Source organism: Micromonospora sp. NPDC049107, from assembly GCF_040648595.1.
In the GTDB taxonomy this organism is placed as follows: Bacteria; Actinomycetota; Actinomycetes; order Mycobacteriales; family Micromonosporaceae; genus Micromonospora.
Window position 1 is genome coordinate 347,253 of record NZ_JBEZEC010000008.1, and the last position, 24,889, is coordinate 372,141.

The 24,889-nt window shown below is 71.6% G+C and carries 21 protein-coding genes; 13 read left to right on the forward strand and 8 right to left on the reverse strand.

Translation table 11 applies throughout. The features are described 5' to 3' along the window. Positions 1-59: 59 nt before the first annotated feature. Positions 60-1,574 (reverse strand): cell wall anchor protein, encoded by a 1,515-nt coding sequence (locus AB0B55_RS21640; RefSeq protein ID WP_357131129.1) that lies wholly within the window; start codon positions 1,572-1,574, stop codon positions 60-62. 306 nt (positions 1,575-1,880) lie between these two features. Between AB0B55_RS21640 and rsmD the strand changes: the two genes are divergently transcribed. The 9 genes from rsmD (at position 1,881) to AB0B55_RS21685 (ending at position 9,825) form a co-directional block, all read left to right on the forward strand. Then, positions 1,881-2,444, forward strand: coding sequence for a 16S rRNA (guanine(966)-N(2))-methyltransferase RsmD (rsmD, locus tag AB0B55_RS21645; RefSeq protein WP_357131126.1), 564 nt, complete (start codon positions 1,881-1,883; stop codon positions 2,442-2,444). Then, positions 2,441-2,929 carry a pantetheine-phosphate adenylyltransferase gene (gene coaD, locus AB0B55_RS21650; protein WP_357131123.1) on the forward strand — a complete coding sequence of 163 codons (489 nt, stop codon included), beginning with the start codon at positions 2,441-2,443 and terminating at the stop codon, positions 2,927-2,929. The genes rsmD and coaD overlap by 4 nt, the downstream gene beginning before the upstream one ends. A 247-nt stretch (positions 2,930-3,176) precedes the next feature. Then, positions 3,177-3,674, forward strand: a complete 498-nt coding sequence (locus AB0B55_RS21655; protein WP_234590503.1) for a hypothetical protein — start codon at positions 3,177-3,179, stop codon at positions 3,672-3,674. A gap of 111 nt (positions 3,675-3,785) precedes the next feature. Next, positions 3,786-4,349, forward strand: coding sequence for a YceD family protein (locus tag AB0B55_RS21660; RefSeq protein WP_355051548.1), 564 nt, complete (start codon positions 3,786-3,788; stop codon positions 4,347-4,349). Positions 4,350-4,354: 5 nt separating this feature from the next. Beyond that, entirely contained in the window at positions 4,355-4,528 is a 174-nt protein-coding gene (rpmF, locus tag AB0B55_RS21665) for a 50S ribosomal protein L32 (protein WP_030335284.1), read from the forward strand. 111 nt (positions 4,529-4,639) lie between these two features. Further along, positions 4,640-5,626, forward strand: coding sequence for a phosphate acyltransferase PlsX (locus AB0B55_RS21670; RefSeq protein WP_357131119.1), 987 nt, complete (start codon positions 4,640-4,642; stop codon positions 5,624-5,626). Further along, a complete protein-coding gene (rnc, locus tag AB0B55_RS21675; RefSeq protein ID WP_357131116.1) occupies positions 5,623-6,534 on the forward strand; it encodes a ribonuclease III in 912 nt (303 codons plus the stop codon). The genes AB0B55_RS21670 and rnc overlap by 4 nt, the downstream gene beginning before the upstream one ends. Further along, positions 6,527-7,384, forward strand: coding sequence for a bifunctional DNA-formamidopyrimidine glycosylase/DNA-(apurinic or apyrimidinic site) lyase (gene mutM, locus AB0B55_RS21680; protein WP_357131113.1), 858 nt, complete (start codon positions 6,527-6,529; stop codon positions 7,382-7,384). Before rnc ends, mutM begins: the two co-directional genes overlap by 8 nt. A gap of 221 nt (positions 7,385-7,605) precedes the next feature. After that, on the forward strand, positions 7,606-9,825 hold the full coding sequence (locus AB0B55_RS21685) for an MMPL family transporter (protein ID WP_357173258.1): 2,220 nt from the start codon (positions 7,606-7,608) through the stop codon (positions 9,823-9,825). A gap of 80 nt (positions 9,826-9,905) precedes the next feature. Here AB0B55_RS21685 and AB0B55_RS21690 read toward each other — a convergent pair whose 3' ends face one another. Further along, positions 9,906-10,748 (reverse strand): endo alpha-1,4 polygalactosaminidase, encoded by an 843-nt coding sequence (locus AB0B55_RS21690; RefSeq protein WP_357131107.1) that lies wholly within the window; start codon positions 10,746-10,748, stop codon positions 9,906-9,908. 110 nt (positions 10,749-10,858) lie between these two features. Next, positions 10,859-11,950, reverse strand: a complete 1,092-nt coding sequence (locus AB0B55_RS21695; RefSeq protein WP_357173261.1) for a CAP domain-containing protein — start codon at positions 11,948-11,950, stop codon at positions 10,859-10,861. Between the two features lie 374 nt (positions 11,951-12,324). Here AB0B55_RS21695 and AB0B55_RS21700 point away from each other — a divergent pair, with 374 nt between their 5' ends. From AB0B55_RS21700 to AB0B55_RS21715, 4 genes are all read left to right on the forward strand, one after another. Beyond that, positions 12,325-12,519, forward strand: coding sequence for a hypothetical protein (locus AB0B55_RS21700; RefSeq protein WP_007456482.1), 195 nt, complete (start codon positions 12,325-12,327; stop codon positions 12,517-12,519). A gap of 372 nt (positions 12,520-12,891) precedes the next feature. After that, positions 12,892-16,506: a chromosome segregation protein SMC gene (smc, locus tag AB0B55_RS21705; RefSeq protein WP_357173264.1), complete on the forward strand. Its 3,615-nt coding sequence runs from the start codon at positions 12,892-12,894 to the stop codon at positions 16,504-16,506. Then, positions 16,506-17,126, forward strand: a complete 621-nt coding sequence (locus tag AB0B55_RS21710; RefSeq protein WP_357173267.1) for an HAD-IA family hydrolase — start codon at positions 16,506-16,508, stop codon at positions 17,124-17,126. Before smc ends, AB0B55_RS21710 begins: the two co-directional genes overlap by 1 nt. A 313-nt stretch (positions 17,127-17,439) precedes the next feature. Beyond that, positions 17,440-19,653: a hypothetical protein gene (locus AB0B55_RS21715; protein ID WP_357173270.1), complete on the forward strand. Its 2,214-nt coding sequence runs from the start codon at positions 17,440-17,442 to the stop codon at positions 19,651-19,653. Between the two features lie 244 nt (positions 19,654-19,897). On the opposite strand, the gene AB0B55_RS21720 is transcribed toward AB0B55_RS21715, so the two are convergent. The 5 genes from AB0B55_RS21720 to AB0B55_RS21740 all read right to left on the reverse strand — a co-directional run bounded on the left by AB0B55_RS21720 (position 19,898) and on the right by AB0B55_RS21740 (position 24,841). After that, positions 19,898-20,419, reverse strand: a complete 522-nt coding sequence (locus AB0B55_RS21720; RefSeq protein ID WP_357173272.1) for a DinB family protein — start codon at positions 20,417-20,419, stop codon at positions 19,898-19,900. Positions 20,420-20,464: 45 nt separating this feature from the next. Beyond that, a complete protein-coding gene (locus tag AB0B55_RS21725; protein WP_355051558.1) occupies positions 20,465-20,959 on the reverse strand; it encodes a universal stress protein in 495 nt (164 codons plus the stop codon). Between the two features lie 9 nt (positions 20,960-20,968). Then, positions 20,969-22,579, reverse strand: a complete 1,611-nt coding sequence (locus AB0B55_RS21730; protein ID WP_357131089.1) for an MDR family MFS transporter — start codon at positions 22,577-22,579, stop codon at positions 20,969-20,971. Positions 22,580-22,661: 82 nt separating this feature from the next. After that, positions 22,662-23,102: a MarR family transcriptional regulator gene (locus tag AB0B55_RS21735; RefSeq protein ID WP_357131086.1), complete on the reverse strand. Its 441-nt coding sequence runs from the start codon at positions 23,100-23,102 to the stop codon at positions 22,662-22,664. 26 nt (positions 23,103-23,128) lie between these two features. Next, positions 23,129-24,841: an alkaline phosphatase D family protein gene (locus AB0B55_RS21740; RefSeq protein WP_357173275.1), complete on the reverse strand. Its 1,713-nt coding sequence runs from the start codon at positions 24,839-24,841 to the stop codon at positions 23,129-23,131. Positions 24,842-24,889: the final 48 nt, after the last annotated feature.

Genomic DNA, 24,889 nt, shown 5'->3' on the forward strand with positions numbered 1-24,889 from the left:
CGACCGAGGGCGCGTCGACCAGGTGGTCGACGCGCCCTCGGGCTTCAGCTCAGGTCAGGTCAGGCGGTGAAGGTCACCCGACGCCGACGGGCGATGACGAAGAGCACCGCGCCCGCGATCAGCAGGGCGACCGCGCCGGCGGCGATGCCGCCCGCCGCCGCACCGGTGACCGGGAGACCCGGCTCGTCGTCGCCGCCACCGCCGCCGCTACCGCCGCAGTTGCCCTCCGGCGTGTAGACAGCTTCCAGCTCCAGGTCCAGGTCCGGCAGGGCGACGAGCGCCGACTCGGCCTTGCCGGCCTTGAAGGTCACCGTCTCCGAAGCGCCGGCCGCGACCGTACGGGTCTCGGTCTTGTCGCCGTAGGTGAAGGTGGTCTTCACCGGCATGCCGCCCTCGGGGTTGGTGACGGTGAGGGCGAACTCCTTGCAGTCGGCCTTGGTGGTGACGGCCGGCAGCGGGCAGTCCTCGGGGCGCGCCCACGAGTAGGTGCCGTTCTCGATAACCTTGCCGTCGACCAGGACCTCGATCTTGCCGGCGTCGGCGGCGGGCACCACGATGCTGGTGTCGGCCTTGCCGGGCGCGACGGAGACCTTCTTGGTGAAGCCGTTCTCGCCCTTGACCTCGAACTCGACGGCGTACTTGCTGATCTTGCCGTCGTTGCTCAGCGACACGGCGACCGAACCGTCGCAGTTGGACGCGAAGGTCGAGGCCGGGGTGACGCAGCTCTTGCTACCGCCGTTGTACCAGCCCTGCGGGCCCTTGGAGCGGTTGCCCGGGGTGCCCGGCGAGCCGAGCTTCTTGTTGTCGTAGCGCTTGCCGCCGTCGACGATCTCGTCGATGACCTGGTCCTTGTCGCCCCAGATGAGGTCGACCTGGGTGTGGCAGTCCGGGATCTCGACGTTCAGCGTGATCTCGGTCTGGGTGGCGCTGACGAAGTCGCTGTCCGGCGTGCCGTACACGTACTGCGGGGTGGCGAACTGCGGCCGCGGCGCGAAGTACGACACCAGCGTGAAGTACTGCTTGCCCTCGCCGCAGAGCGGCAGGTCACCGTCGAGCTTGACGGTGGCGGTGCCCTTCGGGCCGTCGAAGGTGTGGCTGTACTTGGCCTTGTCGAGCTCGACGCACTTCGGGGCCGGAGCGCAGGACTGGTCGGCGGGGATGGTGATGCTGCCGTCGTTGGTGGCTTCCTGGCCGTTCTTCTTCCACTTGCCGAACACCACGAGCTTGGCGCTGGCGGTGTTGCCCGGCACCCGCTGGACGGCCTGCACGGAGCCGGCCTTCTTGATGACGTAGCCCTGCAGCGGCACCGCCTTGGCGCCCTCGACGGGCACGGTCACCGGCGTCGCCGGCTCCGCGGTCACCCGCTGGAGCGTCACGGCCTTGTCGCGCTCGCTGTTCTCCACGTTCCACGTGATCACGCGCTCGCCGGTCTGCTGGTCGCAGTCGACGGTGGCCTTGATCGTGGTGTGGTGCGCGCTGGCTGGGGCGGCCACCGCGACGACCCCGGTGAGGCCGACGATGGCGGCTCCCAGGATGGCCAGCGGTCGCCGGAGCGACAGCTTGGGACGGATCACGGGTACTCCTGGAGTGCTGAAGCGTCAGGGGTGTGGCACGGGAGAGACGGTGGACGGTCACCGCACGTCCGATTCGGAGAGGCGCCCTCCCGAGCCGTGGGCCGGCGGGTTGTCGCCGGCACCCGGCAGACCCTAGCGATATCGCCTCGCGTGAGACAGTGCTCAGGATTTGCTAAGACTGATGTTATGAACTTGAGATCATTGATATACGAGAAGTGATCACATGGTCCGCTTGGTGGTACCGACCGTGTCGGCCGTCGGGTCCGGCTGATCGCGTAGCGTCCTGGTCATGAGCAGGAGGAGACGGTGACCCGGATCGTGGCCGGGACGCTCGGGGGCCGGCGGATCGCCGCACCGCCCGGCGCCGGCACCCGGCCCACGTCCGACCGGGTTCGGGAGGCGCTGTTCAGCGCCGTCGAGTCCGAGGTCGACCTCGACGGCGCGCGCTTCGCCGACCTGTACGCCGGCTCCGGCGCGGTCGGGCTGGAGGCCCTGTCCCGGGGCGCCGGGCACGTCCTGCTGGTGGAGTCCGACCCGCGCGCCGCCCGGGTGATCCGGGAGAACGTGGCGACCCTGCGGGCCGGCTCGGCCGTACGCCTGGTGGCCGGCAAGGTGGCGACGGTGCTGGCCGCCGGTCCGGACGGCGGCGGGTACGACGTGGTGTTCGCCGACCCGCCCTACGCCGTGCCGGACGCGGAGATCACCGCGCTGTTGACGACGCTTGTCGACGGCGGCTGGCTGACGCCCGACGCCCTGGTGGTGGTGGAGCGGTCGCGCCGGACCAGGGACTTCGAGTGGGTGCAGGGGATCACCCCGCAGCGCAGTCGCCGGTACGGCGAGACCACCCTTTGGTACGGTCGCCGATCATGAGACGTGCGGTCTGTCCCGGCTCGTTCGACCCGGTCACCAACGGACACCTCGACATCATCGGCCGCGCCAGTCGGCTGTTCGATGAGGTGATCGTCGGCGTACTGGTGAACCAGTCCAAGAGCGGCCTGTTCACCGTCGACGAGCGGATCGACATGCTCCGCGAGGTGACCGCGTCGTACGAGAACGTGCGGGTCGAGTCGTTCCGCGGACTGCTCGTCGACTTCTGCCGGGCGCAGCAGGCGAGCGTCCTGATCAAGGGGCTGCGGGCGGTCAGCGACTTCGACTACGAGCTGCAGATGGCGCAGATGAACATCGGGCTGGCCGGCGTCGAGACGCTCTTCATGCCGACCAACCCGCTCTACTCGTTCCTCTCCTCCAGCCTCGTCAAGGACGTGGCCAAGTGGGGCGGCGACATCTCCGCGCACGTCCCTGACCCGGTCCGCGAGGCCCTCCAGTCCCGCCTGGGCCCCCCACCCCGGACCTGACCCCAGTACCTGACCCTCGCGCCGATCTTGCACTTACTGTTCCCGGATCGCCCCGTTTCGGGACGCTTTGCCGCGACCGAAAGTGCAAGATCGCCGCAGCAGGGGCGGGGAGTGACCATGTCGCGACGCGCCGGGTTGGGGTGGTGGGGGCTCGGGTGGGGCGGGCAGGCCATGATGGGCGCAGCGGGAAACCGGCCGTAGCCCGCATCATGGAGGTCGGCCGACGAACGACAGGGGTGAGGTACCGGTGGACCCGCTCGATCGCATCGACGAACTGATCGCCATGGTGGAGCAGGCGCGCTCCGTCCCGATGTCGCGGAACAACTGCATGGTCGACCGGGGCGAGATGATCGCCGCTCTGGACGAGATGCGCGCTGACCTCCCCGCCGACCTGCGTCGCGCCGCCGCGCTCCTGGAGGAACGCGACAAGATCATGGACGCGGGCAAGCGCGAGGCGGACCGGATCATCAGCGAGGGTGAGGCAGAACACGCCCGCCTCGTGTCGGTGAACGAGATCACCGTGTCGGCCGAGCACGAGGGCGCCCGGATCATCGCCGAGGCCCGTGCCGAGGCGCAGCGCCTGCGTGAGGAGGTCGACGACTACGTCGACACGGCGCTGGCCAACTTCGAGCAGTTCCTCACCCGGGCCCTCGCCTCGATAGAGCGTGGCCGCGACAAGATGCACGCGCTGCGGGAGATCGGCACCTTCGGTGGGGATGAGGCGGAACGCCCGCTACCCTTCTGAGCGGCACCTCACCAGCCGACATTCGCGCCTCAGGCGTCGCCCCCGGTTCGACGGCCGGGCGGTCGCCCAGGTAACCTTTTTTGTCGGCCTCTCACCGGCCGGAGTCTTACTATGCCCAAGCACTCGCCATCGACACTCGACCCCAGGTCGCCGCTGGTCCTCGACACGAGAGACCTGCCGCGCCGCCCTGGTGCGTTGCGTGAGGTCCAGCGGGTCGTGCCGGCACCGGTGGACCTCGGTGTGGAGTTGATCGCCGTACCGGAGGGCGCGGACCTCGACCTCGATCTGAGGTTGCAGTCGGTGTCCGAGGGTGTGCTCGTCTCGGGGACCATCACCGGTCCCGTCCGGGGCGAGTGCGGGCGCTGCCTACGCGAGATCAACGAATCGATGGCCGTGACGATCCAGGAGCTGTACGCGTACGAGAACAGCACCACGGACGCCACGACCGACGAGGACGAGGTGGGCCGGATGCAGGGCGATCTGATCGACCTGGAGCCGGCGCTGCGGGACGCGTTGGTGCTCACGCTGCCGACCAACCCGCTCTGCCGGGAGGACTGCCCAGGACTGTGCCCCGACTGTGGGGCGCACTGGGACGATCTGCCGGCCGACCACAGTCACCAGCAGATCGACCCGCGTTGGGCGGGCCTGTCGCAAATGACCGTTACAGAGGAGTAAGAACCGTGGCCGTCCCGAAGCGCAAGATGTCGCGCAGCAACACCCGGTCCCGCCGGGCGAACTGGAAGGCGACCGTGGTCGCGACCGTCGCGTGCCCGCAGTGCAAGTCCCCGAAGCTGCCGCACGCCGCCTGCTCCGTCTGCGGCACCTACAACGGCCGCCAGGTTCTCGAGGTCTGACCTGGACGCCGAGTGACGCCCCCGACCCCAGGTCGGGCGGCGCGCGCATCCTGGCATTCGCCCGGTGCCCCGGCTCCCTCCGACGCCCGGCCTACTCCGGCCGGCGTCCCGGTGGAGCCGGGCACCGCGCGGATCGCCGTTGACCTCCTCGGCGGGGACGACGCTCCCGCCGTCGTGGTTGACGGCGCTCTGCGGGCCATGCGCGCCGACCCTGACCTGCACCTGCTGCTCGTCGGTCCGACCGAGGTCGCCGACGGGCTGATCGCTGCCCTCGCCCCGGCCGAACGGGCCCGGATCACGGTCCGGCCGGTCCGCGCCGCCGTCGGTATGGCCGACCATCCCAGCGCCGCCCGCTCGGAGAGCACCGTCCGGGCCGCCGTCACGGCCGTCCGCGACGGCACCGCCGACGCCCTCGTCTCCGCCGGCGCCACCGGCGCCACGGTCACGGCTGCCGTGCTCGGCCTCGGGCGCTGGTCGGAGATCCGCCAACCCGCCCTGGTCGCCACCCTGCCCGCGGTCGCCGGGCCGGTGGTCCTGCTCGACGTGGGCGGCTCACTGGAGCCCCGCCCCGCCACCCTCGCCCGGCACGCCGTGCTCGGCGCCGCGTACGCCGCGGTGGCCCACTCGATCGCCGCGCCGCGGGTCGGCCTGCTCTCGGTGGGCACCGAGGCCGGCAAGGGCGACCGGGTACGCCGGGCCACCGACCCCCTGCTCGCCGTCGAACCGCTGCCCGGCGGGGCGCGCTACGTCGGGCTCGTCGAGGGGTACGACGTGGCCGTCGGCGCGCGCGCCGATGTGGTGGTCACCGACGGCTTCACCGGTAACGTGCTGCTCAAGGCGATCGAGGGCGCGTACGCCATGGCCGGCGGCCCACCCGCCGAGGGTGGCGCTCCCCGCGCGGCGGCCCTGCTGGGCGTCGCGGGGACCGTCGTCGTCTGTCACGGCTCCGCCCGGGCCGCTGACGTCGCCTCCGGCATCGCCCTCGCCGCTCACCTGTGGCGGCGGCGTGCCACCGATCTGGTCTCCGCGTTGCTCGACGGCGACGCCGCGACGGACCGCACCGACCGCCCCACCGACACCGAGGTACGCACATCATGAGCAACGACAAGCGGCGGCGGGCGTCCGTCGGTCACCTGGAAGCCGCGTTCGGCGTCAGCCTGGAGCCGGACCTGCTGCAACGCGCGCTGACCCACCGCTCGTACGCGTACGAGAACGGCGGCCTGCCGACGAACGAGCGACTGGAGTTCCTCGGCGACTCGGTGCTCGGCGTCGTGATCACCACCGCCCTGTTCCACAACCATCCGGACCTGCCCGAGGGGCAGTTGGCGAAGCTCCGGGCGAGCGTGGTCAACATGCGGGCGCTCGCCGACGTGGCCCGTGGCCTCGGCCCGGACGGTCTCGGCGCGTACCTGCTGCTGGGCAAGGGCGAGGAGACCACCGGTGGCCGGGACAAGGCGAGCATCCTCGCCGACACCCTGGAGGCGCTGCTCGGCGCGATCTACCTGCAGTACGGGTTGGACACCGCCGGGATCGTGATCCACCGCCTCTTCGACCCGCTGATGGCCGAGTCGGCCGGCCGGGGCGCCGCCCTGGACTGGAAGACCAGCCTGCAGGAGTTGACCGCCGCGCTCGGCCTGGGCGTGCCCGAGTACCGGATCGAGGGCACCGGACCGGATCACCTCAAGACGTTCACGGCCTGGGTCGTGGTGGCCGGCAACCGGTACGGCGGCGCGGAGGGGCGCAGCAAGAAGGAGGCCGAGCAGCGCGCCGCCGAGGCGGCCTGGCGGATGCTCTCGAACGAGCACGAGCAGGCCGACCAGGACAACGCGGCCGACCGGGACGCCTCGGCCCAGCACGAGCAGGCCGACCACGGCACGGCCGACCAGGGCGACGCGGCCGGGCCGTTGGAGCGCGCCGATCAGGCGACCCTGGCCGAGGAGGCCGACCACCTGGCGCAGGTCATGCCGGCCGACGTGGCGCAGGAACAGGGGTCCGGTCGTGCCTGAGCTGCCCGAGGTGGAGACCGTCCGGCAGGGGCTGGCCCAGTGGGTCACCGGCCGACGGATCGCCTCGGTCGAGGTCCGGCACCCGCGTGCCGTCCGGCGGCACGTACCCGGCGGCGCGCACTTCGCCGACGTGCTCGCCGGCCGGACGATCCTGGACGTCCGGCGGCGCGGCAAGTACCTGTGGCTCCCGCTGGACAGCGGTGACGCGGTGGTGGGGCACCTCGGCATGTCGGGCCAGTTGCTGCTCCAGCCGCCCGGCACCCCCGACGAGACCCACCTGCGGGTCCGGTTCCGGTTCGCCGACGACGGACCCGAGCTGCGCTTCGTCGACCAGCGCACGTTCGGCGGGCTCGCGGTGAGCGAGGGCGGCGCCGACCTGCCGGCCGAGATCGCGCACATCGCGCGTGACCCGATGGACCCGGAGTTCTCCGACGCGGCGTTCGTGGCCGCGCTGCGACGCCGGCGGACCGAGGTGAAGCGGGCCCTGCTCGACCAGACGCTGATCTCCGGGGTGGGCAACATCTACGCCGACGAGGCGCTCTGGCGTGCGCGGTTGCACGGCGCCCGACCGACCGACGCGCTCACCGGTCCGGCCGCCCAGCGCCTGCTCGGCCACGTCCGTGACGTGCTCGCCGAGGCCATCAAGGAGGGCGGCACCAGCTTCGACGCCCTCTACGTCAACGTCAACGGCGAGAGCGGCTACTTCGACCGCGCGCTGAACGCGTACGGCCGCGAGGGCGAGCCGTGCCGGCGCTGCGGCACGCCGATCCGGCGGGAGTCGTTCATGAACCGCTCCTCGTACAGCTGCCCGCGTTGCCAGCCCCGGCCTCGGGGTGCCCTTCGGGGATGACCCGGAGCCGGCTCCGGGTCGGTGCCGGCGGGTCGCGGCCGGACGCTCCGGGTAGTTCCCCGGCGTACGTCCGAATCGCGGGTTGATGCCCGCCCGGCGGACCCGCCGCCCCCGGTCGGACGATTCCGGGGCGGGCCGGGGCCGTTCCCCGATGTGACCGCCTCGTCACCCCCCTAACGTCAGCACGGTCGGCAGGGGGTCGACGTGACAGGGGGGCACTGATGGGCAGCAGACCGGTGACGGTGCGGATGGCGCGGTGGAGCGCCGAGCATCCGTGGCGGGCGATCGCGATGTGGATCGTGTTCGTGGCGGTGTGCTTCGTTGGGGGCAACGCCGCCGGCCTCAGCGAGGCCACCAGCGGTGACCAGGCGATCGGCGAGGCCGGGCGGGCGAGCCTCATCATCGACGGCGGGGCCTTCGACGACCCGGCCGTGGAGAACGTCCTCATCACCTCCCGGGGCGGCGCCCTGGACCCGGCCGTGGCGAAGGCGGCCGCCGACGATGCCGCCGCCCGGCTGCGTACGGTCACCGGGGTTGCCGAGATCGGCGCACCCGTCACCGCGCGGGACGGGTCGGCGCTGCTGCTGCCGATCACGATGTCCGGTGACCCGGAGACGGCGTCCGACCGGGTGCAGCCGTTGCGGGACGCCACCGCCGGGGTGCAGAGCGCGCACCCCCAGGTACGCGTCGAACAGGTCGGCGGGCCGTCGATCGGTCAGGCGCTCGACGACACCCTCGGCAAGGACTTCGAGCGGGCCGAACTGCTGAGCCTGCCGGTGACCCTGGCCATTCTGATCATCGCGTTCGGCGCGTTGATCGCGGCCAGCGTGCCGGTGCTGCTGGCGCTCTCGTCGGTCGCCGCGGCGATGGGTCTGTCCACGCTGGCCTCGCACCTGGTGCCGGCCACCGACACCACGTCACCGGTGATCCTGCTGATCGGCATGGCGGTGGGGGTCGACTACTCGCTGTTCTACATTCGCCGGGAGCGGGAGGAACGCGCCAAGGGCCGCTCCGGCCTGGACGCCGTGGAGATCGCCGCGGAGACCTCCGGGCATGCCGTGGTGGTCTCCGGGGTTGCGGTGATCATCGCGATGGCCGGGCTGTTCCTCGCCGGCGACGTCGTCTTCTCGTCGCTGGCCGTGGGTTCGATCCTGGTGGTGGCCGTCGCGGTGACCGGTTCGCTGACCGTGCTGCCCGCCCTGCTGGCCCGGCTGGGCCGCTGGGTCGACCGTCCCCGGGTGCCGCTGCTGTGGCGCCTCACCGCGCCGCGCACGGGACGGCACGGCGAGGCGCGTACGCCCCGGCTCTGGCCGACGGTGCTGCGTCCCGCGCTGCGGGCGCCGGTGGCGACGCTCGTCATCTCGGTCGGTCTGCTGCTCGCGTTGGCCGCGCCGGCGCTCGGCATGAAGCTGAAGTTCCCCGGCATGGAGGACCTGCCGCGCACCACACCGGCCATGCAGGCGTACGACCGGCTCACCGCAGCCTTCCCGAGCACCGGCACCAATCACGTGGTGGCCGTGCGCGCGCCGGCCGACCAGGCCGACCGGGTGGGCGCGGCCCTCACCGACCTGGCCGCCCGCGCCTCCGCCGATCCGCTGTTCGCCCCCACGGAGGCGGACGGCCCGAAGATCAAGGTGTCGGCCGACCGGCGGGTGTCGGTGCTGGACGTCGCCACCCCGTACGCCAGCCGCGACGACCGGTCGGTGCAGTCGCTGGAGAAGCTGCGCGCCGACCTGGTCCCGGCCGAGCTGCGGGGCATCCCCGGCATCGAGTACGCGGTGGGCGGCAGCGTGGCCGACAGCGAGGACTACGCGGCGCACGTCCGCGACAAGCTGCCGCTGGTGATGGGCTTCGTGCTGGCGCTCACGTTCCTCGTTATGACGCTCACCTTCCGCTCGGTCGTGGTGGCGGCCAGCTCGATCGTGCTGAACCTGCTCTCGGCCGGCGCCGCGTACGGGCTGCTGGTGCTGGTCTTCCAGGGTGACTGGGCCGAGGGACTGCTCGGCTTCACGTCGATGGGGGCGATCGTCTCCTGGCTGCCGCTGTTCCTGTTCGTGGTGCTGTTCGGCCTCTCGATGGACTACCACGTGTTCGTGGTGAGCCGGATCCGCGAGGGGGTACGGGCCGGGATGTCCAACCGGGACGCGGTCTCGTACGGCATCACGTCGTCGGCCGGGGTGGTGACCAGCGCGGCGATCGTGATGGTCGGGGTGTTCTCGATCTTCGCCACGTTGAGCACGATCGACATGAAGCAGCTCGGCATCGGTCTGGCGGCGGCGATCCTGCTGGATGCCACGATCATCCGGGGTGTGGTGCTGCCGGCTCTGATGACCATGCTCGGTGACGCGAACTGGTGGGCGCCGCGGTTCCTGCGCCGGCGTTCGGAGCCTGCGCCCACCGACCCGCCGACCTCCGCCCCGGAGCTGGTGCCCGTCTCCTGAGCAGCAGATCGTTCCCCGTGCCGGGCCGCGACTCGCGGCCCGGCACGTGCCTTACCGGCGTGCACGGGGGCGCCGGGCGGTCACGGCAGCGGGCAGGGCTCCCGCCAGGCGTCCAACTCCCGGTCCTTGCGGATCGACGCGAAGCCGTAGCCGACCGTGGTGACGCAGAAGTCGTCGGTCGTGCCGACGTACTCGACGTGGAAGACCGGTTTGCCGGCGTCCGCGAACGGCAGCAGCTTGGCGCACTGGTCGAGCCGGACGCACTCCTCGTTGACCACGAAGTCGAAGTCGGGTGCCAGGGCCGCGAGCTGCGGCACGTCGTTGACCAGCCCGGGGGAGAGGTCCAGCGAGCGGGCCAGGCGGGCCAGCCGGCGGTTGAACAGCAGTTGATCGTCGAACGCCAGGGGGAAACCACTGCGGTGCGCGTACCCGTCGGCGTCGGCCAGCGCCACCGCGCCGAAGCCCTTGCCCCGGCACAGCCGGAACCGGTCGGTCAGCACCGGCTCCAGCGCGTCCCAGGCCCGTACGTCCAGCCACCGACTGCCGGACTGTCGACCGGGAGCGCCGAGCGCGACGGCGGGCAGTCGGCTGGCGTCCGGGTCGGTCGGGCGCACCGTGCCGACCGCCACCTGGCAGATCAGCCGTCGGTCCCGGGCGCGCAGCTCGGCCGTCTGCGCCGCCGTGGTCGCCACCGGGTCGAGCAGGAAGACGTCCGCGTCCACCGTCTCGTCGAGCGGGCCGTCGAGTTGCCACTGCCACTGCCAGTGACGGGACTGGGCGGCCGGCCAGGGGGTGGGCGCGCCGGGCGGGGTCAGCTCGCGCCGGCAGCCGTACGCCGGCAGCACCAGGACGAGCGCGACGGCGGCCGACGCGATCCGGCGTAGCGGGCGTGCGGCGCGACGTCGCCGCGGCCGGATCCGCATCGGCAGCTCCCGGGTCCCGGGCGGCCCGTCGCCGCCCCCACCGGCACGCCGCCGTGTACCCCGGCGTACCCAACCGGGTCAACGAGCGCGGGGGCGCGGACGACGCGCGGTCAGCGCGGCGCCGCGAAGACCTGCGTCCAGTACGGCCCGTCGCTGCTGGCGATGCCGACGCCGATCTCGGTGAACGCGCAGTTCAGGATGTTGGCGCGGTGCCCGGAGCTGTTCATCCAGGCATCCATCACGGCGGCCGGCGTCTTCTGGTTCCACGCCACGTTCTCGCCGTAGGTGCGCCAGGCGTAGCCGACGCGGTCCAGCCGGACGCCCGTGTCGCTGCCGTCGCTGCCGGTGTGCGTCATCTTGCTGTGGTCGGCCTGGTCCTGGCTGTGCCGCTGCGCGGCGGTCATCAACTTGTCGTCGATGCTGAGCGCCTTGCAGCCGGCCTTGGCCCGCTCGGCGTTGACCAGGTCCACCACCTCGCGGGCCTGGTCGCTGACGGTGCCGCTGGCGGTGCTCGGGGCGGTGCTGCGATCGACGCTGCGGCGGGACGTGGCGGTGGTCCGCGACGAGGCGGGGGTGGGCTTGACGACCTTGCTCGGCGACGGGCTCGGCCGTGCCGGGCTGGGCGAACTGGTCGCCGACGGTGGGGCCGGGGTGTCGCTGGTCGCCTGCTCGGTGGGGACCGCGGGCGCGGCGGCGACGGTGTCGTCGACGGCGGTCGGCTCGTCGGCCGTGCCGTTGCCGCCGGGCATCGCGAGCGCGCCGACGCCGATGCTCACCACGAGGGTGGCCGTCGCGGCCGCGCCGCCGATCATGAGCGGGCGACGCCAGTTCCGCGGCGAGCGGTGCCGTCCGGTGCCGGTCCGTCCGTCGCCGGCGGCCGCCGTGTTCCGGCCTCCGGTGGGGTACGCGTCGGTCCCGGCGCGCCACCCGTCCGTGACCTCAGTCGCCCGGGTGTCCCCGGTCGGTTCGTCGCCTCGCGGGTGTCCCGGCCAGATCGTGGTCGGCGCGTCCACGGGGGCGGCTTCCCAGCGGGGGGAGGGCTCGGCGGCGTGCCACTCGTCAGCGGGCTGGTCGGGGTCGTCCCCGAACAGGTACGCCGAGCGGGGCTCCGGGCGGTCTGTCAGCCAGTCCGGCTCGTCGGTCGGCCGCTCGGCGCGCCGGGCGGCGCCGTTCGGGTCCATCGGGTCGGTCCAGCCGTACACGCCTCTGCCTCCACGGGGTCGGTTGTGGGCCCGGGTGACGCTACGACTCGCCCGCGACCTGCGGCAACGTGGCTAAGGAAGAGTTAAGAGGAAGTCGGACGCCAAGGCGGTGACTTCCGGGAATACGGGCGTACAGTAAAGGCGTCCGGACAGAGCGTGTCCGTGCCTTGCGGCAGCCCCCCCGACAAGTGGACAGGTCGACGTGGAGATGATCTACGGCCTGCGAGAACTTGACGAAGGAGGGGTTTGCGGCTCAATATATAGGTGTCGCCAGTCGCGCCCGGTCATGCCCAGATACACCTGGAATGACAGCCGCGTACTTAATGGGCGCGCGCTTGGCCGGCCTTTCCGGCAGCGCATATCAAGGAGTCAGCATGGCGAAGGCCCTCTACGGCCACGTAGGTGCAGCGCCCGACCGGCGTCTGCTCGACGAGGTCACCCGACTGCGTGCCAGGGTTCAGGCACTGGAGTTCGAGATCACGCGTCTGCGTGCCGACAATGATCGGCTCGCGGCGGCTGCGGCGGAAGCGGACGACCTGCTCCGTCTCGCCGAGCCGGCGCTGACCTGATCTTCGGGGTTGGAAAACTGAATCGCAGCACCACCGCAAAAATGCGCGCCGACACTCGTGTGCCGGCGCGCAACGCTGTCCGGCCCCTTTCACGGCCGACGATTTATGATCTTGTAACTGGCTCGCTCTCAAGCGCTCCCGCAGTTTCGACAGAACGCCGGCAGGCACCTTTCGATCATGAGCGGTGTTTGTCTTTCCGTCACCGCCGCGACGAGAGCAGGGCCACCTCCCGCCTGACGGGGAGCGCGGGTCGTCGCCCCGGCCGGGGCGGGTCGCGTGCCGGGCGGGTGCCGTCACCGGGTTAGTCTGCGGGTTCACCCAGGTCCCCGCAGCCGGCGACGGTACGGCGGCCACCGGACGAGGATCGAGAAGGTGTATCTCAAGAGCCTGACGGTGAAGGGCTTCAAGTCCTTCGCCTCCGCCACGACGTTGAAGCTGGAGCCCGGGATCACCTGCGTGGTGGGCCCGAACGGCTCCGGCAAGTCGAACGTCGTCGACGCCATCGCCTGGGTGCTCGGCGAACAGGGCGCCAAGGCGCTGCGCGGCGGCAAGATGGAGGACGTCATCTTCGCCGGCACCGCCGGCCGTGCCCCGCTGGGCCGCGCCGAGGTCACCCTCACCATCGACAACACCGACGGCGCGCTGCCGATCGAGTACACCGAGGTCTCCATCACCCGCCGGATGTTCCGCTCGGGCGAGAGCGAGTACGAGATCAACGGCAACACCTGCCGACTTCTCGACATCCAGGAGCTGCTGTCCGACTCCGGCATCGGCCGGGAGATGCACATCATCGTCGGGCAGGGCCGCCTGGACGGCATGCTGCACGCCAAGCCGGAAGACCGCCGCTCGTTCATCGAGGAGGCGGCTGGCGTCCTCAAGCACCGCAAGCGCAAGGAAAAGGCGCTGCGCAAGCTCGACGCGATGCAAACCAACCTGAACCGGCTCACCGACCTCACCGCCGAGCTGCGCCGTCAGCTCAAGCCGCTCGGCCGGCAGGCCGAGGTCGCCCGCCGGGCGGCCGCCATCCAGGCCAACCTGCGCGACGCCCGGCTGCGGCTGCTCGCCGACGACCTGGCCACCCTGCGGACCACGCTCGACCGGGAGATCGCCGACGAGACCGCGCTGCGGGAGCGTCGCGAGCAGATCGAGGGCGAACACGCCGAGGTGCAGGGCCGGCTCGGCGAGTTGGAGGCCGCCCTCGCCGAGGACGCGCCGCTGCTCGCGGCGGCGCAGGACACCTGGTACAAGCTGTCCGCGCTGCAGGAGCGGTTCCGCTCGATCGAACAGCTCGCCCGGGAGCGGCTGCGGCACCTCAGCGCCAGCGGCGACGACGAACGGCCCGGCCGCGACCCCGACCAGTTGGAGGCCGAGGCCGAGCGCGTCCGCGAGCAGGAGGAGGAGCTGCGCGCGGCGCTCACCGACGACCAGATCCGGCTGGCCGAGGCGGTCGAGCACCGCCAGGAGCTGGAACGGCAGCTCGCCGCCGCCGAGCGCGAGCTGGTCGCCGCCGCCAAGGCCATCGCCGACCGACGCGAGGGCCTGGCCCGCCTCACCGGCCAGGTCAACTCGGCCCGCGCCCGGACCACCAGCGCCGGTGAGGAGATCGAACGCCTCGCCGTCGCGCACGCCGACGCGCTGGGTCGCGCCGAACAGGCGCAGGCCGACCTGGACGAGGTCGCCGCCCAGTCCACCGAGGCGGACCGGGACAACGCGGACCTGGACGCCCGGCACGCCGAGGCGCTCGCCGTCCAGGAGCGCGCCCAGGCGGCCGTCCGGTCGCTGGCCGACGCCGAGCGGGCCGCGGAGAAGGACGCCGCCACCTGGAAGGCCCGCGAGGAGGCCCTGGCGCTGGGCCTGCGGCGCAAGGACGGCGCCGGGGCGCTGCTGGCCCGCGCCGGGGACGTACCCGGCCTGCTCGGCAGCCTGGCCGGGCTGCTCACCGTCGCGCCCGGACACGAGGCCGCGTTGGCCGCCGCGCTCGGCGGTCTCGCCGACGCGGTCGCCGTCAGCGGGGTGGACGAGGCCGTCGAGGCGATGCGGCTGCTCAAGATCTCCGACGCCGGGCGGGCCGGTCTGCTGGTCGGCAGCCCCGCCGGGCCCGGCATGACCGGATCGGCCGACGCGCTGCGCCCGAAGCTCCCCGACGGCGCCCGCTGGGCTCCCGACCTGGTGGAGTGCGCGCCCGACATCCGGCCGGCGGTGCACCGGGCGCTGCGGGACGTGGCGCTCGTCGACGATCTCGCGGCGGCGGCCGAGCTGGTCGCCGGCAACCCCGAGCTGCGGGCCGTCACGCCGGACGGTGACGTGGTCGGGGCGTACGCGGCGGCCGGCGGGTCGGCCAAGGCGCCCAGCTACATCGAGGTGCAGGCGGCCGTCGAGGAGGCCCGCGCCAACCGGCTCACCGCCGAGCGGACCGGCGCGGAGCTGCGCGACCAGCTCGTCGAGGCGCGCGCCGAGGTGACGACCGCGAAGGAGGCCGTGCAGCACGCCGCCGCCGAGAAGCGGGAGGCGGAGAGCCACCGCAACGCCGCCGCCCGCCGGCTCGCCGAGCTGGGCGCGGCCGCCCGTTCCGCCAAGGCGGAGACCGACCGGCTCGGGGAGTCCCACGCGCGCGCCGAGGCCGCCCGGCAGCGGGATCTCGCCACGCTCGACGAGCTCCAGGAGCGGCTGCGGCTGGCCGAGGAGACCCCGGTCGATGCCGAGCCCTCCACCGAGGAGCGGGACCAGCTCGCCGCCATGGTGCCGCAGGCCCGGCAGAACGAGATGGAGGTCCGGCTCGCGGTGCGTACCGCCGAGGAGCGCGTCTCCTCGATCGCCGGCCGGGCCGACTCGCTCGCCCGGCAGGCCACCGCGGAACGTGCCGCGCGCGAACGCGCCGCCGCCCGGCGGGCCGCGCGCGCCCGGGGCGCGGGCATCGCCCGGGCCGTGGCGGGCGGAGCGCGCGCGGCGCTCACCCGGCTCACCACGTCGATCGCGACGGCCGAGCAGCACCGCGACGCCGTCGCGCGCGAACGCGCCGCCCGCGAGGCGGAGCTTCAGGAGGTACGCGGAGCGGCCAAGCGCCTCGGTGCCGAGCTGGAGCGGCTGACCAGCCAGGTGCACCGCGACGAGGTGGCCCGCGCGGAGCAGCGGCTGCGGATCGAGCAACTGGAGGCGAAGGCCGCCGAGGACTTCGGGCTGGACGTGGAGACCCTCGTCGCCGAGTACGGCCCGAGCCAGCTCGTCCCACCGACCCAGGTCGACGTGGCCGCCGCCGAACGCGACGGTCTGCCGGTGCCCGAGCCGGTGCGCTACGAGCGGCCGGTGCAGGAGAAACGGGCCGCCAAGGCGGAACGCGAACTCGCCCTGCTCGGCAAGGTCAACCCCCTCGCGTTGGAGGAGTTCGCGGCGCTGGAGGAGCGCTTCAAGTTCCTCTCCGAGCAGTTGGAGGACCTCAAGGCCACCCGACGGGACCTGCTCACCGTCGTCAAGGACGTGGACGAGCGGATCCTGGAGGTCTTCGCCAGCGCCTTCGAGGACACCGCGCGCGAGTTCCAGCAGGTGTTCACGGTGCTCTTCCCCGGCGGCGAGGGCCGGCTCATCCTCACCGACCCCGAGGACCTGCTCACCACCGGCGTCGAGGTCGAGGCCCGCCCGCCGGGCAAGAAGATCAAGCGCCTGTCGCTGCTCTCCGGTGGCGAGCGGTCGCTGACCGCCGTGGCCATGCTCGTGGCGATCTTCCGCGCCCGGCCCAGCCCGTTCTACATCATGGACGAGGTGGAGGCGGCCCTGGACGACGTGAACCTGGGCCGGCTCATCACGCTGCTGGCACAGTTGCGGGAGAAGAGTCAGCTGATCGTCATCACGCACCAGAAGCGGACGATGGAGATCGCCGACGCGCTCTATGGGGTGACCATGCGCAGCGGGGTCACCCAGGTGATCAGTCAACGGCTCAACCGAACCGACGAGGACGACCAGCGGCCCGGCCGCGGCGAGGAGAACGGGTAGTGGCTCGGGAACGCGCGAAGGCGCTCCTGCTGGACTTCGACGGCGTACTGCGCCGGTGGGACCCGGCGGTGGCCGCCGACGTCGAGCGGGAGTACGGCCTCTCCGAAGGGGTGCTCACCGAGATCGCCATGCAGTGGGGGAGGCTCCAGCCGGTGCTCACCGGCCAGGTCAGCCACGCCGACTGGGTGAGCAGCGTGGCCGACGCGCTCGCCGAGCCGGCCGGCGGGCCGGACCGGGCCCGCGCGGCCGTCGAGCAGTGGCAGCGCTACCGGGGTGAGGTTGACGAAAAGGTGCTCGACTTCGTCCGGGAGGTGCGCGCCGCCGGCATTCCCGTCGGCCTGGGCACCAACGCCACCGACCTGCTCGACGCCGACCTCGCCGTGCTCGGCCTGGTCGGCGAGTTCGACGTGGTGGTCAACTCGTCCACCCTCGGCGTGCACAAGCCCGCTCCGGAGTACTTCCAGGCCGCCTGCCAGGCGCTGGCCACCCCACCGGCCCGGGTGCTCTTCGTCGACGACGAGGACTGGGCGGTACGGGGCGCCCGCGCCGCCGGGCTGTCGGCGCACCGCTGGGGCGGCCACGCCGACCTGCGCTACCTGCGGGCCGCGCTGGCGGCGTGAGGAACGATCAGCGCAGACCGGGGACCTGGGTGACCGTGAACGGCCAGGCTGGACTGGGCGCGTTGAGCTGACTGTTCCCAGTGCAGACGGCCGACGGTGGTCGGTGACTGCGACCGGCCCCCTCCAGCGGTCAGCCCGGGTACGTGTCCGGGCACGCCGGCAGGAACGGCTGTAGCTCCCGGCCCCGCATTGATTCGACTTGACCCGGTGACGCGGTGAACCTTCGTGATGGGCGCACCGTAGGGGAGTTGGACCCGGCCACCCGTACGAGAGGAGCAGAAACATGCCCCGACGCCCCAGAGCTTATGATCCGATGGCCTACGACGAGGTCATCGCCGACCCTGGCGTCGCCGATGCCCGCCTCGTGATGGCCTGGGCACACGCGTCCGGCAGATTGAATCCCAAAACCAGGAAATACACTGACCTGAACCAGAAAGTGTTGGACGACTTTGCCGATTCTCACGGGCTCCCCTCCGGCTACTACACACTGAAGCGGAAGGGTTCCGAACACCTCCTGCAGGACCATCCTGAGCGTGCCCCTGGCGGCGTCAACCCGGGAGCTGTGGCAGCTCAGCGAATTCGACCGCCCGCCGGATGGGGGCGTGTTTTCACAGCGGCGGCGTATCAGGAGGTCATTGATTTACCTGGGCTCGCCGATCCCCTGCTAGTAGCGGCCTGGGCGCATGAAACGGGTCGTCTGTCCCGCTTGGACATAGCCAGGGTGACTCCGGGGGTGGTGAACGATTTTGCCACCGCACACGGGCTACCTGCAGGCTCGTACACCCTCATCTACAGCGGCGAAGGCTCGGTCTACTCGCCGAAGTCTTACCGGCTGCAATCGAACCCGGATCTTTTTCCCGGCGGCGCGGACCCAAATTCTGCGGCACCCATCAGGATTCGCCCACCCGACGGCTGGGGGCGGAATTATGAAAGGCTGGCTTACGATGAGGTCATCGACAACCCAGAAGTCGCCGATGTCAAACTCCTCGTAAGATGGGCGCGGGCGACCGGCCGACTCCCCGCTTCGGGAACAATCGACAAAGTCGGCCGGGACATGTTGGTGGACTTCGCCGCCGACCACGGGCTCCCCCCGGCCTCATACACCCTCACCTACGACGGTCGCGGCAGCGCCGTATCGACGAAGTCATATCGGCTGCGGGCACACCGCGAGAATTTCCCCAACGGTGCCGATCGAGCGTGGGCAGCGGCGAAGAGGATGCAGTTTTCCCTCGCGGGGGAAAAACCCTATGCGCCGGCCGCCTACCTGGACGTCATATTCAGCCCCGGCATCGTCGACGGCCGGCTCGCCTTGGCCTGGGCGCGGGAGACCGGCCGACTCGCTGACCCGAAATCTGGACTGGCGAACTTGAGACAGGGGGTGTTGAACGACTTCGCCACTGCCCACGGATTGCCCAACGGGTATTACACTCTCGCCAAAGTGGGTCGTGAATATTTCGTGGAGTCACACCCGGACCGCGCGCCCTATGGTGCCGACATGACCCAGGCGGCAGCTCAAAAAATTCCCCTGCCCGCCGGCTGGGTGAGAACCTTTACGCCCGCCGCCTACCAGGAAGTCATCGACAATCCATGCATCGTCGATGACCGACTCCTGCAAGCCTGGGCTCGCGACACCGGCCGGCTCGCCCACGCCACCAGTTCAAACATGACCGTGGCTGTGTTGAACGATTTCACCGATGCCCATGGACTCCCCAGAGGTTCGTACACCCTGCCCAGAGAGGGCGGGAACTGCTTCCTACAGTCACACCCCGACCGCTTCCCCTATGGTGCCAACCCGGAACAGGCGGCGGCGGCCAGGATCAGTCTGCCGGCGGGCTGGCGACCGGGCGTTCCCGCCGAGGCCCGCCAGCACGACCAGGTTCTCGACCCGCTTGGCAACCGGCTGCCCGCACCAGGAGCACCCGCCCTTGCCTATTCGGCGCCCTCCGGGCAGTACGCCGCCGACCCTGCGCCGCAGGGCGACTATGCGCAAAATCCGTACGAGTTTGCGTCCTCGGCGCAATTCCAGTATGCCGGTCCAGGACCGGCAGGACCGGATCTGAGGTACCCGAGCGTAAATCCCTATGCGGTCGAGGCCCAGCCGCCGCTTGCGCTCCAACGATCCCATCCCTCCCACGACGTCAGTAGGTACACATCTGACTACGGGACGAGCGCGTCCTACGGCTTCAACCAGCCCACCACCGATGCCTCCCGATACACCGGATACTCCGACAGCGGAGGTCCCAACCCTTCCTCCGCCGGCCCGAGCCTTTCCAATTACCACGACTACGCCCGAGTCGTCAGCGCGCCGAACTATCAGTACGGCAGCAGCAGCGTCAACCAGGAAGCCATCAGCTACACGACACAACAGATGGACTCCATGAGCATCACGACCAACAGTTGGCAGCATGACGTGGCAGGCGTCCAGTCATCAGCGCGCCCGGCGAACCAACAGGCCGACTACAGCTTCGACGAAGTGCAGCCACCGACTCCCGAACAGGGGCGCAGAAAACACCGCCGACGCCGTTAGCTGTCGAAGACCGTCGCAGGCGCACCCTGGCGCGGTCAGACGCGCGGCGGCGAGGTCGGGGCTACCCGGCCCCGACCTGGGCTGTCCCGCCGCCCGGACTCCGCCTCGGCTCGACCGCCCTTATGAAACAGGCCCTGGAAGCGGGTGGCTGGGCCCGCCTGGTGCCGACCTACCCGACCCCGCCGGTTCGTCGGTGCTGCCTACGCCGCTGGGCGCGCACACGCTGGCGGCCGGGCGGATGGGGTCACTCGCCGGTGACGCCGTCGATGCGTTCCCGGATCAGGTCGGCGTGGCCGTTGTGCCGGGCGTACTCCTCGATCATGTGCACGTACACCCAGCGCAGGTTGAAGGTGCGCTTCTTGCTGCCGACCTCGATGAACGTCTCGTCGAGGGAGTGCCCGGCGGCGGCCGCGCGGGCCAGTGCCACCTCCCGGTGGAAGGTGGCGAAGTCCGCCTCGGCGTCGGCGGCGCTCACGTCGTGGTCGGCGTCCGGGTTCTCGGGCGTGAAGTACGGGTAGTCGACCCGCTCGCCGGCGAAGCACTCCCGGAACCACCACGCCTCCACCTCGGCGAGGTGCCGGACGAGGCCGAGCAGGGTCAGCCCGGACGGCTCGACGCTCGGCGTGCGCAACTGCTCCTCGGTGAGGCCCGCGCACTTGAGCAGCAGTGTCTGCCGGTGGTAGTCGAGCCAGCCGTCGAGCATCGTGCGCTCGTCGCCGACGTACGGTTCGGGGGTCCGGGTGAGCTCCGGTGCGGTCCACGTCATGGCGCGCATCCTGCCCGGGACGTGGGACAACACGCGACGGGTTATTCAGGGCACCACGACGACGGGCCAGTGCCCCTTGCGAACCAGCCGGGTGGCGACCGAGCCGACCAGCCGGTGCCCGGCCTGTTCGGACGCGCCCACCACGACCATGTCGGCCCGGAACTCGTCGGCCGCCGCACACAGCTCGGCGTACGCGTCGCCGCGTCGGCACAGCAGCGTCACCGGAATGCCCAGCTGCTCGGCCCCGCGTCGGCACTCCCGGCGCAGCTCGTCGGCCAGCTCGTCGTGGGTGCGCTGGACCGCGCCGGCGTCCATCCCGGGCACCAGGGAGGTGAGGCCGCTCGCCGAGCTGACGAAGACCACCACGAGCGCGGCGCCCTGGCGGCGGGCCAGCCCTGCGGCGTAGGAGCCGGCCCGCCCGGAGGTGCGGGTGCCGTCGACGCCCACCATGATCACCCTCGGGCCGTCGGTGCCGCGCTCGAAGGGAAGCGAGCTGACCCGGGGGCCGTACTCCTCGCGGTCCGGTGCTCCCACGCCCATGGCTCTACCTCACCTCTGCTCACCGGCGGGCACCGCGCCAGCGCCTACGACAGGATTCGATTCCCGCTCGCCCCCGCCGGAAACCGGGCTGCCGTTGTGCTGCCGCAGCGGCACTTCCTTGATGAAGAGCACGGCGATCAACGCGATCAGCGCGAACGGGGCGGCGGCCAGGAAGATGTCACCGGCGCCGTGGCCGTACGCGGCCTCCACCACCACCCGCAGCGGGCCGGGCAGGGCGTGCACGTCGGGCAGGGTGCCGCCGCTGCCGGAGCTGGACGCGGGGATGCCGAGCTGGGACAGTCCGTCGGCGGTGTAGTCCTTGACCTTGTGGGCGAGGACCGCGCCGAGGGCGGAGACGCCGATCGCGCCGCCCAGGCTGCGGAAGAACGCCACCACCGAGCTGGCCGCGCCGAGCTCGTGCGTGCCGACGGTGTTCTGCACGGCGAGGACGAGGTTCTGCATGGTGAGGCCCAGGCCGACGCCGACCAGCAGCATGTAGACGCTGAGCAGGGCGTAGCTGGTGTCCGCGCGCAGCGTGCCCATGAGCGCGAAGCCGACGGTGAGCAGCGCCGAACCGGCTACCAGGAACCGCTTCCAGCGGCCGGTCTTCGTGATGATCCGTCCGCCCACGGTCGAGGCGACCAGCAGGCCGAGGATCATCGGCAGGGTCATCAGGCCGGCCATCGTCGGGGACTCGCCCCGGCTGATCTGGAAGTACTGGCCCAGGAAGATCGACGCGCCGAACAGGCCCACGCCCACCGCGACGCTGGCGACGACGGCGAGGGTGATCGTCCGGTTGCGGAACAGCCGCGGCGGGATCATCGGCTCGGCGGCGCGGGTCTCCACCCGGATGGCGAGCGCGCCGAGGAGCAGGGCGCCGAGCACCATGGCGACGGTCTGCCAGGACGCCCAGGCGAACTGGTCGCCGGCCAGGGAGACCCAGATCAGCAGCACCGAGACCGCCGCCGTGATCAGGGTGGCGCCCCACCAGTCGATCTGTGCCCGGCGCTTGACCACCGGCAGGTGCAGGGTCTTCTGGAGCACGACGAGCGCGGCGATGGCGAACGGCACGCCGACGTAGAAGCACCAGCGCCAGCCGAGCCACGAGGTGTCGACGATCACGCCGCCGATCAGCGGGCCGCCGATGGTGCCGACGGCCATCACGGCGCCCAGGTAGCCGCTGTAGCGGCCCCGCTCGCGCGGCGCGATGATCGTCGCCAGGATCACCTGGGCCAGCGCGGTGAGGCCACCGGCGCCGACGCCCTGGAGCACCCGGCAGGCGATCAGCTCGCTGGTGCCCTGCGCCAGGCCGGCCAGCACCGAGCCCAGGACGTAGATGCCCAGGGCGAGCTGGACCAGTGTCTTCTTACTGGTCAAATCGGCTAGTTTGCCCCAAATTGGGGTGGTCGCGGTGGTTGCGAGCAGCGCCGAGGTGACCACCCAGGTGTAGGCGGACTGACCGCCGTGCAGCTCCGTGATGATCCGCGGCAGCGCGTTCGAGACGACCGTGGAGGAGAGGATCGCGACGAACATGCCCAGCAGCAGCCCGGAGAGGGCCTCCAGGATCTGCCGGTGGGTCATGTCGACGGCGGGCGCTCGGGACGCTGTCGCCTGGGTCATCGTGTGGTGCCTCCAGCCTTGACGCTTTGGTTGCCTCAAGCAACAACTGGGGAGAAGGTGACAACATTCCCCACGTCGCGGGTCATCTCCAGGAATCGTTGAACCGGCCGAGGAGCCGAGCGAACTCCTCCACGTCCCGGGCCGGCCAGTCGTCCAGCGCCCGCAGGAACTCGCCCAAACGGGCGGACCGGGCCACGTCGAACCGTCGCTGGCCCTCCTCGGTGAGGCTGATCTGCGCCGCCCGCCGGTCACTCGGGTCGGGCTCGCGGTGCACCAGGCCGAGTGCCTCCAACCCGTTGATCTGCCGGCTGAGCGTTCCCTTGCCCACGCCGAGCCGCGCCGCCAGCTCGGTCAGCCGGATCGACCCGCTGCGCCGCAGCCAGAGCAGCAGCCCGTAGGTGTTCGGTTCGAGGGTCGGGTGCACCTCGCGGGCGATCTCCCAGGAGACCGCCCGCCCGCGACGCAGCAGCGCGGTCAGCTCGTGCTCGACGGCCCGGATCGGTTCCGGCTGATGCTCGCTCACGGCCTAGAGAGTACGGCGAGGCCCGGTCACCCGTCGCCGGAGAGGCGGCGGCTCATCACCGGGCGTAGGTGCCCGTCGCTGGTCGTACCCTCGATGATCACCTCAGCCTGCCGGCCCCGGTGGGTCAGAGTGGCGACCGCGTTGCCGAAGTAGGGCCCGGCCAGCTTGCGCCAGCGCACCCCCGGCCGCCGGACACCCGCCGAGCGGGCCAGCGCCCGGGTGGCCCCCGCCGGGCCCGACGACCAGCCCATCTTCATCAGCGGTCGGATGCCGGCCGGCACCTGGTTGTGGATCGGCGAGCAGGTGAGCTGGTGCACCGGCGTGACCACCGCGGGGTCGGCGAACCGGGCCCGGGCCACGTACGAGTGGTGCACGTCCCCGGAGAGCACGCTGATCGACGCCGGTGGGGCGTACGCCGGGCCGGCGCCGACCCGTGCGCCGGACTCCCTCGGCGTGCCGGTGCCGATCCGGGCGAACGTCTCACCGAGCGCCTCGAAGGACCGCCGGAACGCGGCCCAGTGCTCCAGATCGAGAGCCCGGCGCAGCTTCTCGGCCGTGCGGGCCACCCAAGGCCGGCGCGAGTCGGCCAGCTTCTCGTTCCACGCCTCGATGTGGTGGATGCCCTGGGGCAGCAGCCAGGGCAGCGAGGCGCCCACCACGAGGTGGTCGTAGACGCCGTGGGCCTGGTCCAGGAACCACGACCACTCACCCGGCGGCAGCATCGCCCGGCTGCCCGGCTCAAGCACCCGGCTGCACCTGTTGTCGAGCATGACCAGCCGGGTACGCCCCAGGTCGAGCGCGTAGCTCCACTGGTACTGCACGGCCCGCCAGCGCTCGGTGTCGTGCGCCAGGTCGGCCTCCTGGTCGACCCGGTGCCCGAACTCGCGCAGCACGCCGGTGGCGTCCTCGGCGGCGACGACCTTGGCGTAGACCGGGTCGGCGGCGATCTCGTCCGGCGCGAGGTTGCCCAGGTGCTGGTAGACCCAGTACGAGGCCAGCCCGCTGCCGATCCGTTCGGCCCACCACGGCTGCTCGCGCATCTCGGCACGCCACGACGCCGAGGTGTTCCAGTCGTCGATGATCTCGTGATCGTCGAAGATCATCACGCTGGGCACGGTGGAGAGCAGCCAGCGGATCTCCGGATCACGCCACGACTCCAGGTAGAGCTTCGTGTACTCGTCGAAGCTCACCACCTGGTCGGCCGGAGCGCCCTTCGGCCGCCGACGGCGTCGGCGCAGCAGCCGACGCACGGTCGGTGAGGTGACATCGGCGTACACCTGGTCACCGAGGAGCACCAGCAGGTCCGGCAGCGGGTTCGACTCCGGGTCCGCCATCGACCGCCGGGCGTACGCGTCCAGGGCGTCCGGCGGGAGCTTGCGGGTGGTGGCGTGCTGGGTGGTCTCGCGACACGAACCGAAGATCAGGTTGACCGGCTGGTCCAGGTCGTCGACCGCCCGGGTACGGATGACGCTGGGCGGGAAGCCGCTGCTCTCCACGGGCCACACCAACTCGTCGTCGACCAGCACCTCGTACGTGGTGGTGCTGTCCGGGGTGAGGCCCTCCACCACGACGAGGGCGTAGTGGTGGTCGTACGCCGAGAAGGTGGGCGCGGTGCCGGTGGCGCCGTCGGCGGTGCGGACGGTGACCACGGCGGGCGCGGCGGTCTCCACCCAGATCGTCGCCCGAGTGTCGACCACTCGCCGCAGAAGTGGGCCGATCAGGAGGTGTGCGGCGGGCATGACGCGAGCCTACCGCCGGTTTCCGGACACCGGCCGGGTGCGGTGGCT

Bases quoted from the DNA above. Each gene is read 5' to 3' on its own strand.
- AB0B55_RS21730 (WP_357131089.1), bottom strand. From the start codon at position 22,579: ATGACCCAGGCGACAGCGTCCCGAGCGCCCGCCGTCGACATGACCCAC.
- AB0B55_RS21715 (WP_357173270.1), top strand. From the start codon at position 17,440: ATGGCCTACGACGAGGTCATCGCCGACCCTGGCGTCGCCGATGCCCGC.
- AB0B55_RS21720 (WP_357173272.1), bottom strand. From the start codon at position 20,419: ATGACGTGGACCGCACCGGAGCTCACCCGGACCCCCGAACCGTACGTC.
- rnc (WP_357131116.1), top strand. From the start codon at position 5,623: ATGAGCAACGACAAGCGGCGGCGGGCGTCCGTCGGTCACCTGGAAGCC.
- AB0B55_RS21725 (WP_355051558.1), bottom strand. From the start codon at position 20,959: ATGGGCGTGGGAGCACCGGACCGCGAGGAGTACGGCCCCCGGGTCAGC.
- coaD (WP_357131123.1), top strand. From the start codon at position 2,441: ATGAGACGTGCGGTCTGTCCCGGCTCGTTCGACCCGGTCACCAACGGA.
- AB0B55_RS21685 (WP_357173258.1), top strand. From the start codon at position 7,606: ATGGGCAGCAGACCGGTGACGGTGCGGATGGCGCGGTGGAGCGCCGAG.
- AB0B55_RS21700 (WP_007456482.1), top strand. From the start codon at position 12,325: ATGGCGAAGGCCCTCTACGGCCACGTAGGTGCAGCGCCCGACCGGCGT.
- AB0B55_RS21660 (WP_355051548.1), top strand. From the start codon at position 3,786: ATGCCCAAGCACTCGCCATCGACACTCGACCCCAGGTCGCCGCTGGTC.
- AB0B55_RS21690 (WP_357131107.1), bottom strand. From the start codon at position 10,748: ATGCGGATCCGGCCGCGGCGACGTCGCGCCGCACGCCCGCTACGCCGG.
- AB0B55_RS21740 (WP_357173275.1), bottom strand. From the start codon at position 24,841: ATGCCCGCCGCACACCTCCTGATCGGCCCACTTCTGCGGCGAGTGGTC.